The organism is Streptomyces abikoensis, assembly GCF_014648775.1.
In the GTDB taxonomy this organism is placed as follows: Bacteria; Actinomycetota; Actinomycetes; order Streptomycetales; family Streptomycetaceae; genus Streptomyces; species Streptomyces abikoensis.
In genome coordinates this window covers 325,984-342,897 of the sequence record NZ_BMRT01000002.1, presented here as the reverse complement: position 1 = coordinate 342,897, position 16,914 = coordinate 325,984, and the positions used below count along the sequence as shown (strand labels likewise).

Annotated in this window: 1 pseudogene; it reads left to right on the top strand. The window is 74.4% G+C overall.

What is annotated here, in order from left to right:
• Positions 1 to 65: 65 nt before the first annotated feature.
• Positions 66 to 16,874 (top strand): annotated as a pseudogene (locus tag IE096_RS08165) (type I polyketide synthase); the annotation flags it as partial.
• Between the last annotated feature and the right edge of the window lie 40 nt (positions 16,875 to 16,914).

Genomic DNA, 16,914 nt, shown 5'->3' with positions numbered 1-16,914 from the left:
CTTCACACGGAAGGTTCCACGCAATGTCGAACGACAGCAAGCTCGTTGACTACCTCAAGTGGGTCACGGCGGATCTGCACCAGACCCGCCAACGGCTGCTGGAAGTCGAGGCCGGAAAGCAGGAGCCCATCGCCATCGTGGGCATGTCCTGCCGGCTGCCGGGCGGGGTTCGGTCCCCGGAGGACCTCTGGCGGATGCTGCACGAAGGACGTGACGGCATCACGCCCTTCCCGACCGACCGTGGGTGGAACCTCGAGGCCCTGACGGGCGACGGCGGTGACGGCACCAGCGTCACCGCCGAAGGCGGCTTCGTCGACGCTGCCGGCTTCGACGCCGACTTCTTCGGCATATCGCCGCGCGAGGCCGTGACGATGGACCCGCAGCAGCGGCTGCTGCTGGAGGCGTCCTGGGAGGCGATCGAGCGCGCGGGCATCGCCCCGGCCTCTCTCCGGGGCAGCAGGACGGGCGTCTTCGTCGGCACCAACGGCGTCGACTACGCGGGCGTCGTGATGAACTCGCAGGAGGACGTGGAGGGCCACGGCGGCACCAGCCTCGCCGGCAGTGTCCTCTCCGGGCGCGTCTCGTACACCTTCGGGCTGGAGGGCCCGGCGGTGACGGTCGACACGGCGTGCTCGTCGTCGCTCGTCGCCCTCCACCTCGCCTCCCACGCGCTGCGCAACGAGGAGTGCTCGCTGGCGCTCGCCGGCGGTGTGACGGTCCTGTCGACGCCGATGGGTTTCGCGGGCTTCAGCCGCCAGGGCGGCCTGGCGGCGGACGGCCGCTGCAAGGCGTTCGCGGACGGTGCCGACGGCACGGGCTGGTCGGAGGGCGTCGGCGTGCTCGTCCTGGAGCGGCTGTCGGACGCCCGGCGCAACGGGCACCGGATCCTGGGCGTGATACGTGGGTCCGCGGTGAACCAGGACGGCGCGTCGAGCGGCCTGACGGCGCCGAACGGCCCGTCGCAGCAGCGGGTGATCCGCCAGGCGCTGGCGAGCGCCGGCCTGTCGACGGCCGACGTGGACGCGGTGGAGGCGCACGGCACGGGTACGACGCTGGGTGACCCGATCGAGGCGCAGGCGCTCCTGGCCACGTACGGGCGCGAGCGGGACGCGGACCGGCCGCTGTGGCTGGGCTCGGTGAAGTCCAACATCGGGCACACGCAGGCCGCCGCAGGCGTCGCCGGAATCATCAAGATGGTCATGGCGATGCGGCACGGCGTCCTGCCGAAGACGCTGCACGTCGACCAGCCCTCCACCCACGTCGACTGGTCGGCGGGCGCGGTGGAACTGCTGACGGACGCCCGGGCGTGGCCGGAGGTGGACCGGCCGTGGCGCGCGGGCGTCTCGTCGTTCGGCATCAGCGGCACGAACGCGCACGTCATCGTCGAGCAGGCCCCGGCGGACGAGCCCGCCGAAGAGCCGGCCCCGGCCCCCGAGGCACCGTCGCCGGCCGTCGTGCCCTGGCCGGTATCCGGGAAGACCGAGGCCGCCCTGGCGGCACAACTGGAGCGGATCACGGCCCTGGTGGGCACGGACTCCCCGGCGGACATCGGCTACTCGCTGGCCACCGGCCGTTCCCACCTCGCCCACCGCGCCGTGCTCCTGGCGGGCGCCGACGAGGCCCATGAGATCGCGCGCGGTGTCACCGGGGACGTCGACGGAAAGCCGGCGTTCCTGTTCTCGGGTCAGGGTTCGCAGCGGCTGGGGATGGGCCGGGAGCTGTACGCCCGGTTCCCGGTGTTCGCGGAGGCGCTGGACGAGATTGCGGCTCGTTTCGACGGGCTGCGGGACGTCATGTTCGGCGACGATGCGGAGGCGTTGAACGGGACGGGTTTCGCTCAGCCTGCGCTTTTCGCACTCGAAGTGGCGCTCTACAGGCTGGTGGAGTCGTGGGGAGTGCGTCCGGACTTCGTGGCCGGTCATTCGATCGGTGAGATCGCGGCCGCGCATGTGGCGGGGGTGTTCTCCCTTGAGGATGCGTGTTCCCTCGTCGCGGCTCGTGCTCGGTTGATGAACGCGCTGCCTTCCGGCGGTGCGATGGTCGCCGTCCAGGCGTCCGAGGACGAGGTCGCGGTACGGCTGGTCGAGGGCGTGTCCATCGCGGCCGTCAACGGTCCGACGGCTGTCGTCATCGCCGGTGACGAGGACGCGGCCCTGGCGATCGCGGCGGGTTTCGCTTCCGAGGGCCGCAAGACCCAGCGGCTTTCCGTCAGCCACGCGTTCCACTCGCCGTTGATGGATCCGATGCTGGACGATTTCCGTCGGGCCATCGAGGGCTTGTCCTTCCAGGCCCCCACCATTCCCCTCGTCTCGAATGTGACGGGTGAGCTGGCTACGTCCGAGCTCGTCGCGACTCCCGAGTACTGGGTGCGGCACGTTCGTGAAGCCGTCCGTTTCTCCGACGGTGTCCGGGCGCTGAGCGAGGCAGGCGCTACCGCCTTCCTGGAGCTCGGCCCCGACGGTGTGCTCACCGCTCTGGCCCAGCACACCCTCGACGATGCCGAGTCGAGCGTCTCCGTCCCGGCTCTGCGCAAGGACCGTCCCGAGGAGACCGCTCTCCTCACTGCCCTCGCCCAGCTCCACGTGTCCGGCGTCGAGGTCGACTGGGCGGCCTGGTTCGCCGGTACGTCCGCCCGTCAGGTCGACGTCCCCACCTACGCCTTCCAGCACGAGCGCTACTGGCCCCGGCCCGCCGCCCTCACCGGCGACGTCAGCGGTGCCGGGCTGATGCCCGCCGGGCATCCGCTGCTCGGTGCCACGCTCGCCCTCGCGGACTCCGAGGAGGTGCTGTTCACCGGCAAGCTGTCGCTGCGTACGCACCCGTGGCTGGCCGACCACGTGCTGGGCGACAGGGCCTTGTTCCCCGGCACCGGGTTCCTGGAGCTGGCCCTGCGCGCCGGGGACCAGGTGGGGTGCGACCGGGTGGAGGAGTTCACGCTCCTCGCGCCGCTGGTGCTGCCCGAGGAGGGCGCGGTCCTGATCCAGGTGCTGGTCGGCGCGCCCGACGAGGCCGGCGCCCGTACCGTGACCGTCCACTCCCGTCCGGACGACGCCCCCGGCCGGCCGTGGACCGAGCACGCCACGGGCACTCTGGCGACGGGCGAGCGGGTCGCCGCCTTCGACGCGACCGTCTGGCCGCCGCAGAACGCGGTGGTCGTCGACCTCGAGGAGTTCTACGGGCGGACCGAGTACGGGCCCGTCTTCCAGGGGCTGCGGTCGGTGTGGCTGCGCGAGGGCGAGGTGTTCGTCGAGGCCGCGCTGCCCGCCGACGCCGCCGGGGACGCCGGTGCCTTCGGCCTTCACCCGGCCCTGCTGGACGCGGTGCTGCACGCCCACGGCTTCGCCGGGGTGGGTGACGAGCACCACCTGCTGATGCCCTTCGGCTGGAGCGGTGTGTCCCTGCACGCCGGCGGGGCGTCCGTGGTGCGGGCCCGGGTGGCGCGCACCGGTGACGAGTCGGTGTCCATCGCGGCCGTCGACGTCGAGGGCGCCCCGGTGCTGTCGGTGGAGACGCTGGCCTTCCGTGCCCGGTCCTCCGCCGTGTCCCCGGCCGCCGCCGCGCGCAGCGCCGAGCACGACGCGCTCCTGTCGCTCGACTGGATACCCGCCCCGGACGTGGACCTGACCACGGACGCCAAGGCCGTATCGCTGGGCACCGACGAGCTGGGCGTCGGCGCGACCGTCGCCACCCTGGCCGACCTCGAGGGCGACGAGGATCTGGTCCTCGTCCACCTCTCCGGTGTCACCGGTGCCGACCGCACCGACGACGTCCCCGCCGCCGCCCACGCCCTGACGAACCGTGTCCTCCACCTGCTCCACGACTGGCTCACCCAGCGCCACTCCGAGCGCTCCCGCCTCGTCTTCGTCACCCGTAACGCCATGTCGGCCGACGAGGGCGAGGCCGTGGCGGATCCCGCCGCGAGTGCCGTGTGGGGTCTGGTGCGCTCGGCGCAGTCGGAGCACCCCGGGCGGCTCGTCCTCCTCGACCTCGACGAGGCCGCCGACCTCCCCTCGCTCCTGCCCGCCCTGCCGGCTCTGCTCGCCACGGACGACGCCCAGTTCGTCGTGCGCGACGGCCTCGTGCGCGTGGGCCGGCTCGCCCACCTGGGCGCGGGCGCCGGTCTGCTGCCGCCCGCCGGGGTCCCGTGGCGGCTGGACACGGCAGCCAAGGGCAGCCTGGACGGACTGCTGCTGACCCCCTGCCCCGAGACCCTGGCGCCCCTCGCGCCCGGACAGGTCCGGGTCGAGGTCCAGGCCGCCGGTGTGAACTTCCGCGACGTGCTGAACGCCCTGGGCATGTACCCCGGTGAGGCGGGGCTGCTGGGCGCCGAGGCCGCCGGTGTCGTCGTCGAGACCGGGCCCGGGGTGACCGGCGTGGGCGTCGGCGACCGGGTCATGGGCATGGTGCCCGGCGGCTTCGGCACCCTGGCCGTCGTCGACGAGCGGTTCCTGGCGCGGGTGCCGGAGGAGTGGACGGCGGCGGAGGCGGCGTCGGTGCCGCTGGTGTTCCTCACCGCCCTCTACGCCCTGAAGGACCTCGCCGGGCTGCGGGCCGGGCAGTCGGTCCTCGTCCACGCGGGCGCCGGCGGCGTCGGCATGGCCGCGATCCAGCTGGCCCGGCACCTGGGCGCCGAGGTGTTCGCCACCGCCAGTGAGGGCAAGTGGGACACCCTCCGGGAACTGGGCGTCCCCGACGACCACATCGCCTCCTCCCGGACCACCGACTTCGAGCAGCGCTTTCTCGCGACCACGGGCGGACGCGGCGTCGACGTCGTCCTCAACGCCCTGGCCGGCGAGTTCGTGGACGCCTCCCTCCGCCTCGTGGCCCCCGGTGGCCACTTCCTGGAGATGGGCAAGACCGACATCCGCGACCCCCGCTCCGTGACCGGGATCGACGGTGCCGAGGTGGCGTACCGGGCCTTCGACCTCGCCGAGGCCGGCCCGGACCGCATCCGGGAGATGCTGGCCGAGCTCCTCGGGCTGTTCGCCGACGGCGCGCTGCGGCCGCTGCCCGTCGCCACCTGGGACGTCCGCCGGGCACGCGAGGCCTTCCGCCACATGAGCCAGGCCCGCCACATCGGCAAGATCGTCCTCACCATGCCCCGCGCCTGGAACCCCGACGGCACCGTCCTCATCACCGGCGGCACCGGTGGCCTCGGCGGTGAACTGGCCCGCCACCTCGTCGCCGAACGCGGCGTGAAACACCTGCTGCTGGTCAGCCGGAGCGGCCCGGAGGCCCCGGGCGCGGCGGAGCTCCGCGACGAGCTGACCGCCGCAGGCGCCCACGTCACCGTCGCCGCCTGCGACGTGGCCGACCGCGACGCGCTCGCCGCCGTGCTGGCCGCGGTCCCCGCCGAGCGCCCGCTGACCGCGGTGATCCACACGGCGGGGGTCCTCGACGACGGCGTCGTCGCCTGGCTGACCCCGGAGCGGCTCGCCTCCGTCATGACCCCGAAGGTGGACGCGGCCTGGCACCTCCACGAGCTCACCAAGGACCTCGACCTCGCCGCCTTCGTCCTCTTCTCGTCGATCGCCGGCGTCACGGGCGCCGCCGGCCAGGGCAACTACGCCGCGGGCAACGTCTTCCTCGACACCCTCGCCCGCCACCGTACGGCCCTGGGCCTCGCCGCCCAGTCACTGTCGTGGGGCGCGTGGACGCAGTCGACCGGCATGACGGGCACCCTGTCCGAGGCCGACATGCAGCGCATCGCCTCGTCCGGCGTGCCGCCCCTGACCGTCGAGCAGGGCCTGGCGCTGTTCGACGCCGCCGGGATCTGCGACGCCGCCCACCTCGTCGCCATCGGCGCCGTCTCCGGCCCCGTCCGGGTGGCCGGACCGGTCCCGCCCGTCCTGCGCGGCCTCGTCAAGACCACCCGGCGCGCCGCCGCGACCACCGCCGCGGGCGCGGGCACGGCCGCCGTGCTCACCCGCCGGCTGGGGGAGCTGCGCGAGGACGAGCGCCTCCGCTTCGTCGTGGACCTCGTCCGGGCCGAGGCGGCCGCCGTCCTCGGCCACGCCTCCGCCAAGGCCGTCGACGACCGGCGCGAATTCCACGACCTGGGCTTCGACTCGCTGACCGCCGTCGAGCTCCGCAACCGGCTGAGCACCGCCACCGGCCTGCGCCTCTCCGCGACCCTGGTCTTCGACTACCCCACCCCCACCGCGCTCGGCGAACACCTGCTGGCCCTGCTGCTGGACGAGCAGGACACCGCCGACGTGCCCGCGCGCACCGGCGCCACCGCCCTCGACACCGCCGACGACCCGATCGTCATCGTCGGCATGGCCTGCCGGCTGCCGGGCGGCGTGAACTCGCCGGAGGACCTGTGGCGGCTCGTCGCCGAGGGCCGCGAGGGCATCTCCGACTTCCCCACCGACCGCGACTGGGACCTCGACACCCTGCTGGGCGGCGACGACCGGGACGGCGGCCGGGGCCGCAGCGCCACCTCGCGGGGCGGCTTCCTCCACGGCATCTCCGACTTCGACGCCGACTTCTTCGGGATCTCCCCGCGCGAGGCCCTCGCCATGGACCCGCAGCAGCGGCTCCTCCTCCAGACCTCCTGGGAGGCCATCGAACGCGCCGGGATCGCCCCCACCTCGCTGCGCGGCAGCCGCACCGGCGTCTTCGTCGGCACCGGCGGCCAGGACTACACGATGCTGGTGATGAACTCCGACGAGGACGTCGAGGGCCACACCAGCACCGGCCTCGCCGCGAGCGTCGTCTCCGGGCGCGTCTCGTACACCTTCGGCCTGGAGGGCCCGGCCGTCACCCTCGACACCGCGTGCTCGTCCTCGCTGGTGGCCCTCCACTGGGCCGCGCAGGCGCTGCGCTCGGGCGAGTGCACGCTGGCGCTGGCCGGCGGTGTCACCATCATGTCCACCTCCGTCGGCTTCCCGGGCTTCACCCGCCAGGGCGGCCTCGCCACGGACGGCCGCTGCAAGGCCTTCTCGGACGAGGCCGACGGCACCGGCTGGTCCGAGGGCGTCGGCATGCTCGTCGTGGAGCGGCTCTCCGACGCCCGCCGCAACGGTCACGAGGTGCTGGCCGTCCTGCGCGGCTCGGCCATCAACCAGGACGGCGCCTCCAACGGCCTCACCGCCCCCAACGGCCCGTCCCAGCAGCGCGTCATCCGCCAGGCGCTGGCGAGCGCCGGGCTGTCGACGGCCGACGTCGACGCCGTGGAGGCGCACGGCACGGGCACCACGCTGGGCGACCCGATCGAGGCCCAGGCCGTGCTGGCCACCTACGGGCAGGGCCGCGCCGAAGGACAGCCGCTGCTGCTCGGTTCGGTGAAGTCCAACATCGGCCACACCCAGTCGGCCGCCGGTGTCGCGGGCGTCATCAAGATGGTCATGGCGATGCGCCACGGGACCCTCCCGAAGTCCCTCCACATCGGCACGCCCTCCTCGCACGTCGACTGGACGGCCGGTGACGTCCGGCTGCTCACGGAGGAGCGGGCCTGGCCCGAGACGGGCCGGCCCCGCCGGGCGGCCGTCTCGGCGTTCGGCATCAGCGGCACCAACGCCCACACGATCCTGGAGCAGGCCCCGGAGCCCGAGCCGAAGCCCGAGGCGGGCGAGGGGGAGACCCGGCCCGTCGCGATGACGGCCGTGCCGTGGCCCGTCTCGGCCAAGTCGGCCGACGCCCTGGACGCCCAGCTGGAGCGGCTGCGCGCCTGGGTGGCCGAGCGGCCGGAGCTGACGCCCGCCGAGGTCGGCTTCACGCTGGCGGCCGGCCGGTCGTCCTTCGACCACCGCGCGGTGCTGCTGACGGACGCCGACGGCCGCACGGCCGAGGTGGCGCGCGGCACCGCCGCCTCGGGCGGGTCGCTGGCCGTGGTGTTCTCCGGCCAGGGCTCGCAGCGCGTGGGGATGGGCCGGGAGCTGTACGCCCGTTTCCCGGTCTTCGCGGCGGCGCTGGACGCGGTGACGGCGCTGCTGGACGCGGAGCTGGAACGCCCCCTGCGCGAGGTGATGTTCGAGGACGACGCGGCCGTGCTGGACGAGACCGGTTTCACCCAGCCCGCGCTCTTCGCCCTCGAAGTGGCCCTGTTCCGGCTGGTGGAGTCCTGGGGAGTGCGCCCGGACTTCGTGACCGGCCACTCCATCGGTGAGATCGCGGCGGCGCATGTCGCGGGAGTGTTCTCGCTGGAGGACGCGTGCAAGCTCGTCGGTGCCCGCGCCCGGTTGATGAGCGAACTGCCCGCCGGTGGCGCGATGGTCGCCGTCCAGGCCTCCGAGGCAGAGGCCGAGGCCCTGCTGACCGCGGGCGTGTCCATCGCCGCCGTCAACGGCCCCGACTCCGTCGTCATCGCCGGTGAGGAAGCGGCCGTTCTGCGGATCGCCGAGGGCCTGGCCGCAGAGGGCCGCAAGACCCAGCGGCTGGCGGTCAGCCACGGCTTCCACTCGCCGCTGATGGACCCGATGCTGGACGACTTCCACCGGGCCATCGAGGACCTGACGTTCAGCGAACCCCGCATTCCGCTGATCTCCAACGTCACGGGCGGCGTGGCCGCGCCGGGCCTGCTGCGCTCGGCGGACTACTGGGTGAGCCACGTCCGGGAAGCCGTACGCTTCGCCGACGGCCTCCGTACCCTCGCCGACGAAGGCGCGACAGCCTTCCTGGACCTCGGCCCCGACGGCATCCTCGCCGCCCTGGCCCACCGCGCCCTGCCGGAACGCACCGGGGCCACGGCCCCCGTGGTGGCGCCCGCCCTGCGCAAGGGCCGCCCCGAGGAGACCACGCTGGTCACGGCGGTCGCCGCGCTGTACGCGGCGGGCGTCGGCGTCGAGTGGGCCGCGCTGTTCGACGGCACGGCCACCCGGCGGGTCGAGCTGCCCACGTACGCCTTCCAGGGCCGGCGCTTCTGGCCCCGGCCCGCGGCGGCCGGCCCGGCGGCCGCCGCCGGCGACCCGGTCGACCAGCGGTTCTGGGCCGTCGTCGAGGGCGAGGACCCCGACGTCGACGGCCTCGCCGCCGACCTCGACGTCAGCGCCGAGGCCCTCGGCGCCGTCCTGCCCGCCCTGTCCACCTGGCGCCGCAACCGGCGCGGCCAGGCCATGCTCGACGCCGTGCGCTTCCGCGAGGCGTGGAAGCCGCTGTCGGGCGGCGCGCCCGGCCGCCGCCCGGCGGGCACCTGGCTCGTCGTCGCCCCGGCCCGCACGGCCCTCGCCCCCGCCGACGACGCGTGGACGACGACCGTGACCGAGGCCGTCGGCACCGACACGATCCGCCTCGACGTCGACCTCGCCCCAGGCGCCCCCGACCGGGAGGCCCTGGCGGAGCTGCTACGCGAACAGGCCACCGACGGCACGGCCTTCGCGGGCGTGATCTCCCTGCTCGCGCCGTTCACGGAGGCCGTCGGTGAGGGCGGCGGCGCGGTCGCCTCGACCGCCGCCCTCCTCCAGGCCCTGCGCGACGCGGACGTCACGGCACCGCTGTGGTGCGTGACGCGCGGCGCGGTCTCCATCGGCCGCTCGGACCGGCTCACCGCCCCGCAACAGGCGGGCGTCTGGGGACTGGGCCGGGTCGCGGCCCTGGAGTACCCGGCGGAGTGGGGCGGCCTCGTCGACCTGCCGGAGGACCTCGACCCCCGGACCGCCCACCGCCTCGCGGCCGTCCTGGCCGGTTCCGACGGCGAGGACCAGGTCGCGGTGCGCTCCTCCGCCGCGTACGGCCGCCGGTTGGCGCAGGCCCCCGCGGGCGCGCCGGACGACGGCTGGGAGCCCAAGGGCACCGTACTGATCACCGGCGGTACCGGCGGCCGGGGCGGGCGGATCGCCCGCCGGCTCGCCGAGGCGGGCGCCCACCACCTCCTGCTGGTCAGCCGCCGGGGCGAGGAGGCGCCCGGCGCCGCCGGACTCGCGGCGGAGCTGCGCGAGCTGGGGGCGAGGGTCACCGTCGCCGCCTGCGACGCGGCCGACCGCGACGCGCTCGCGGCCGTGCTCGCCGCCGTCCCCGAGGACGCGCCGCTGACCGCCGTGGTGCACGCGGCCGGTGTCGTCGACGACGGCCTGCTGGCCGACCTCACCCCCGAACGCTTCGCCGCCGTCCACCGCGCGAAGGTCACCGCCGCTCTCCACCTGGACGAGCTGACGCGCGACCACGACCTCGCCGCCTTCGTCCTGTTCTCGTCCGTCGCGGGCGCCGTCGGCAGCGCGGGCCGCGCCACCCTGGCCGCCGCCAACGCGGTCCTCGACGCCCTGGCCGTCCGGCGCCGCGCCGAGGGCCTCGCCGCGACGTCCCTGGCCTGGGGCGCCTGGATCGGTGACGAACCGTCGGACGTCGGACAGCCGCTGACGAACCCCCAGCAGCCGTACCCCGCCGTCCACCCGGACCTGGCGATCGCCGCCGTACGGCAGGCCGTCACCCGCCCCGAGCCCGGCCTCGTCCTCCTCGACCTCCAGCAGCCGCGCGTCCTGGACACCCTCCTCGGCGTACGGGACAGCGCCCTGCTCGGGGACCTGCCGGGCATCCGCGCCGCCCGCACGGAGCCCACCGTCTCGCGTGAGGAGAGCGAGTCGGCCGGCTTCGCCCTGCGGCAGCGGCTGCGGCGACTGGCCGCGAACGAGCGGCTCGCACCGTTGGTCGCCATGGTCCGTACGCACGTGGCGGCCGTCCTCGGCCACGCCGACGCGGCGGCCGTCGAACCCGACCGGAAGTTCCGCGACCTCGGCTTCGACTCGCTGACCGCGATCGAACTGCCCAACCGGCTCAACCTCGCCACGGGCCTCCACCTGTCGGCCACCACCGTCTTCGACTACCCCACGTCCACGGCACTCGCCGAGCACCTCCTCGCCGAGCTGTCCGACGGAACAGGGGACGAGCCCGGCACCGCCGACGGCGGTCTGTCGGAGACGTACTCCCTCGCCGATGACCCGATCGCGATCGTCGGCATGGCCTGCCGTCTGCCCGGCGGCGTGACCTCGCCGGAGGACCTGTGGAACCTGGTCTCCGAGGGACGCGACGGCATCAGCCCCTTCCCCGCCGACCGCGGCTGGGACCTGGAGACCCTCCGCACCGGCGGCCCCGGTGGCCGCGGCCGCAGCGCCACGCTGGAAGGCGGCTTCCTCGAAGGCGTCGCCGGTTTCGATGCCGGGTTCTTCGGGATCTCGCCGCGTGAGGCCCTGGCGATGGACCCGCAGCAGCGGTTGCTGCTGGAGACGTCCTGGGAGGCGTTCGAGCGGGCCGGCATCGCCCCCGAGAGCCTCCAGGGCAGCCGGACCGGCGTCTACGTCGGCACGAACGGCCTGGACTACGCCCAGCTGGTGCTCAACTCCCGCGAGGACGTCGCCGGCCACACCGGCACCGGTCTCGCCAGCAGCGTCATCTCCGGCCGGATCTCCTACACCTTCGGGCTGGAAGGCCCCGCCGCCACGCTCGACACCGCGTGCTCGTCCTCGCTGGTGGCCCTCCACTGGGCCGCGCAGGCCCTGCGCGACGGCGAGTGCTCGCTGGCCCTGGCCGGCGGTGTCACCGTGATGACGACCCCGGCGAGCTTCGCCGGCTTCACCGTCCAGGGCGGCCTGGCCCCCGACGGCCGCTGCAAGGCCTACTCCGACGCCGCCGACGGCACCGCGTGGTCCGAGGGCGTCGGCATGCTCGTCCTGGAGCGGCTGAGTGACGCCCGCCGCAACGGTCACCCGGTGCTGGCGGTGGTGCGTGGATCGGCGGTCAACCAGGACGGCGCGTCCAACGGCATCACCGCCCCCAACGGGCCGTCCCAGCAGCGGGTCATCCGCCAGGCCCTGGCCAACGCCGGGCTGAAGGCGGCGGACGTCGACGCGGTCGAGGGCCACGGCACGGGCACCCCGCTCGGCGACCCCATCGAGGCCCAGGCCCTCCTCGCCACCTACGGCCAGGACCGCCCGGCCGACCGTCCGCTGCTGCTCGGCTCGCTCAAGTCCAACATCGGCCACGCCCAGGCGGCGGCGGGCGTCGCCGGAGTCATCAAGACCGTGCTGGCACTGCGCCACGGCGTCCTGCCCAAGACCCTCCACCTCGACGAGCCGTCGTCGCACGTGGACTGGTCGGCGGGTGCGGTGGAGCTGCTGACGGAGTCGCGGTCGTGGCCGGAGGTGGGACGTGCGTGGCGTGCGGGTGTGTCGTCGTTCGGCATCAGTGGGACGAACGCGCATGTGATTGTGGAGCAGGCGCCCGAGGCTGTTGATGCTGGCGCTGGTGTGTCGTCGTCGGGTGGGCTGGTGCCGTGGGTGGTGTCGGCGAAGTCCGAGAGCGCGCTGGCGGAGCAGGTGGAGCGGCTGGCTTCCGTGACGGCTGAGCCTGTTGACGTGGGCTTCTCGCTGGCGGCGGGTCGGTCGGTCTTCGACCACCGTGCCGTGCTGCTGGCAGGGGACGAGGTGGCTCGCGGAGTCGCTGTTGACCGGTCGCTGGCGGTGCTGTTCTCCGGACAGGGCTCGCAGCGGCTGGGGATGGGCCGGGAGCTGTACGCCCGGTTCCCGGTGTTCGCGGAGTCCTTCGACGCGGCGGCGGCCCTGCTGGACGCGGAGCTGGAGCGTCCGCTGCGGGAGGTGATGTTCGGTGCCGATGCGGAGGCGTTGAACGGGACGGGTTTCGCTCAGCCCGCGCTTTTCGCGCTTGAGGTGGCGCTTTTCCGGCTGGTCGAGTCGTGGGGAGTGCGGCCGGACTTCGTGGCGGGGCATTCGATCGGTGAGATCGCTGCCGCGCATGTGGCGGGGGTGTTCTCTCTTGAGGATGCGTGTTCCCTCGTCGCGGCGCGTGCTCGGTTGATGGATGCGCTGCCTGCTGGTGGTGCGATGGTGGCTGTGCAGGCGTCCGAGGACGAGGTGGTTCCTCGTCTCACCGCTGGTGTCTCGATCGCCGCTGTCAACGGCCCCGAGGCCGTGGTCATCGCCGGTGACGAGGGCGTGGCTCTGGCCATCGCGGCGAGCTTTGCCGCCGAGGGTCGTAAGACTCAGCGGTTGTCGGTGAGTCATGCGTTCCACTCGCCGTTGATGGATCCGATGCTGGACGATTTCCGTCGGGCTATTGAAGGCTTGTCCTTCCAGGCCCCGGCAATTCCTCTCATCTCGAATGTGACGGGTGAGCTGGCTACGGCGGAGCTCGTGGCCACCCCGGAGTACTGGGTGCGGCATGTTCGTGAGGCCGTGCGTTTCTCCGACGGTGTCCGTGCGCTGAGCGAGGCAGGCGCTACCGCCTTCCTGGAGCTCGGCCCCGACGGTGTGCTCACCGCCCTCGCCCAGCACACCCTGGACGACGCCGAGGCAAGGGTCTCCGTCCCGGCTCTGCGCAAGGACCGTCCCGAGGAGACTGCTCTCCTCACCGCCCTCGCCCAGCTCCACGTGGCCGGCGTCGACGTCGACTGGGCGGCCTGGTTCGCCGGTACGTCCGCCCGTCAGGTCGACGTCCCCACCTACGCCTTCCAGCACGAGCGCTACTGGCCCCGGCCCGCCGCTCTCAGCGGTGACGTGACGTCGGCGGGTCTGGTCCCTGCGGACCACCCCCTCCTCGGTGCCGCCGTGTCGCTCGCGGAAGCCGGTGGGGTGCTGTTCACGAGCCGGCTCTCGCTGCTGGTGCACGGCTGGCTCACCGATCACACGGTGGGCGGTGCGGCCGTCATGCCCGCCGCCGGGTTCGTGGAGATCGCGGTGCGCGCGGGCGACCAGGTCGGCTGCGACCGGGTCGAGACGCTGACCGTGACCGCGCCGCTCGCGCTCACCGACGCCTCCGCGCTGGCGCTCCAGGTGTGGATCGGCGCGCCGGACGAGGCAGGGGCCCGCCCGATCCGCGTTCACTCCCGGCCCGAGGACGCGCTCGACCAGCCGTGGACCGAGCACGCCACCGGCGTCCTCGCCTCCGGCGAGCGGGTCGCGGACTTCGACGCCTCCACCTGGCCGCCCACCGGCGCCGCCGCCGTCGACCTGGACGGTTTCTACGACGCCACGCACTACGGCCCCGTCTTCCAGGGGCTGCGGGCGGTCTGGGTCCGCGGTGACGAGGTGTTCGCCGAGGCCGGGCTGCCCGGTGACTCCGCCGACGACGCCCGGTACTTCGGGCTGCACCCGGCGCTGCTCGACGCGGTCACCCACGCCGCCGCCTTCGCGGGCACCGGTGACGAGGACGTCATCCCGCAGGCCGCCGCCTGGAGCGGGGTGTCCCTGCACGCCGCCGGTGCCTCCGTGCTGCGCGCCCGGATCGCCCGCACCGGTGAGGACACCGTGTCCCTCGCGGCGGTCGACGCCGATGGCGCGCCCGTTCTGTCAGCGGAATCCCTGACGCTGAGCGCTCCTTCGGCGGAGGTTTCCGCTGCCCGGGGACGTGATCCGCTGTTCCGGGTGGACTGGGTCCCGGCGCCCGAGGTGCGCGCCGACCGCAGCGTGCGGTCGGTGACGCTCGGCACGGGCGCCGACGGGACCGTGTCCCTGGCGGGCGTCGAGGGCGGCGAGGACCTGGTCCTCGTCCACCTCTCCGGCACCGCCACCGGCGGCGACGCGCCTGACGACCTCCCCGCCGCCGTCCACGCCCTGACCGGCCAGGTCCTCCGGCTCCTCCAGCAGTGGCTGGCCGACGACCGGTACGCCGCCTCCCGGCTCGTCTTCGTCACCCGTGGTGCCGTCTCCGCCGGTGCGGACGACGCCGTCACGGACCTGGCCGCCGGTACGGTCTGGGGCCTGGTGCGCTCGGCGCACGCGGAGCACCCCGACCGGTTCGTCCTCCTCGACCTGGACGCCGGCGCCGACCCGGCCGCGCTGCTCCCGGTCCTGCCGGGGCTGCTGGCCAGCGGGGACGCCCAGTTCGTCGTGCGCGGCGGCGAGGTGCGGGTGGGCCGCCTGGCCCAGCTGCCCGCCACCGAGGCCCCGGCCCCGACCCCGGCCGCCGCCCAGGTGCCCTGGCCCGCCGACGGGACCGTGCTCATCACCGGTGGCACGGGCGCCCTGGGCGGGCACCTCGCCCGGCGGCTCGCCGCCTCGGGCGTCCGACACCTGCTGCTGACCAGCCGGCGCGGCCCGGCCGCGCCCGGCGCGGCGGAACTGGCCGAGGAACTGCGGGCGCTGGGCGCGGAGCCCACCGTCGTGGCCTGCGACACGGCGGACCGCGAGGCGGCCCGCGAGCTGCTCGCGGCGGTCCCGGCCGCCCGTCCGCTGACCGCCGTGATCCACACGGCCGGTGTCCTCGACGACGGCGTGATCACCTCGCTGACCCCGGACCGGCTCTCGGGCGTCCTGCGCCCGAAGGTCGACGCCGCGTGGCACCTCCACGAGCTCACCGAGGGCCTCGACCTCGCCGCCTTCATCACCTTCTCGTCCGTCGCGGGCACCATGGGCAGCCCCGGCCAGGGCAACTACGCCGCCGCCAACGTCTTCCTGGACCTGCTCGCCCGGCATCGCCGGGACCGGGGCCTCGCCGGGATGTCGCTGGCGTGGGGCCCGTGGGCCCAGGACGCCGGTATGACCAGCAAGCTCAGCGAGGCCGACGTCCAGCGGATGCAGAGCGGCGGCATGCCGCCCCTGACGGTCGAACAGGGCCTCCACCTGTTCTTCTCGTCCCTCGGCTCCGACGAGCCGCTCGTGGTGCCGCTGGGTCTGGCCGCCGGGAGCATGCGGCCCGTCGGCGACGTCCCGCCGCTGTTCCGGGGCCTGGTCAAGGGCGGCCGGCGTGCCGCCGCGACCGCCTCGGGCGGCTCGGGCACGCCCGCCTCGTTCACCCGGCGGCTGCTGGAGATGGCGGAGGCCGACCGCGTGCGGCACGTCGTCGACCTCGTCCGCACCGAGGCGGCGGCCGTCCTCGGCCACGCCTCCGTCGAGGAGATCGGCGAGCGGCGCGACTTCTACGAGCTGGGCTTCGACTCCCTGACCTCCGTCGAGCTCCGCAACCGGCTCAGCTCCGCGACCGGGCTGCGGCTGCCCGCGACGCTCGTCTTCGACAGCAAGACGCCCGCCGACCTGGCCGTCTGGCTGCGCAGCGAGCTCGCCTCGCAGCCCGGCCCGGACGGCACCCCGGAGGGGGAGGGGCTGCGGATCCCGTCCGGCGAGCCGGAGATCGACTCGCTGGAGCGGCTGTTCCTCGACGCGATGACCAACGGCAAGATGCCGGAGGCCCAGAAGATGCTGGCGACCGTCGCGGCGCTGCGCCCGACGTTCGAGGCGACGGCCGAGCTGGAGGACCTGCCGCTGCCGGCGACCCTCGCCGAGGGCCCGGACGGGCCGAAGCTGATCTGCGTGAGCGCGCCCACCGCCAACGGCGGCGTCCACCAGTACGCGCGGCTCGCCGCGCACTTCCGGGGCCGGCGGGACGTGTCGGCGCTGCCGCTGATCGGCTTCGCCACCGGTGAGCGGCTGCCGGCGACGCCCGAGAGCGCCACGCGGGTGATCGCGGAGAGCGCGCTGCGCGCGAGCGACGGCGCCCCGTTCGTCCTCGTCGGGCACTCCTCCGGGGGCTCGTTCGCCTACGCGGCCGCCGGGCTGCTGGAGAGCACCTGGGGCATCCGGCCGGAGGCCGTGGTCCTGCTGGACACCCTCAGCATCCAGCACAACAGCGACGAGGGCGTCGACTACGCGGGCATGATGCGGCTCAACTTCGCGGGCCGTGACGCGTCGCCGGTGCGGATGACGAACTCCCGGCTCTCGGCGATGGGCCGCTGGATGGTCCTGCTCAACCGGCTGGAGGTGCAGCCGACCACCGCGCCCGTCCTGATGATCCAGTGCGACCGGCAGCTGCTGGGCACGGAGTCCGAGGCGCTCGGTACCGGCGGGGCCGCCGGCGCGGCGCAGGAGCCGCTGATCCCGTCGGCGCACGTCCGCACGGTCGACGCCGACCATCTCTCGATGGTCCGGGAGGACTCCGCCGCCACGGCCGCGATCATGGAGGACTGGCTGGGGGCGATCACCGGAGCCTGACGCACGACCCACGGCGGGCGGCCCCCGGGCCGCCCGCCGC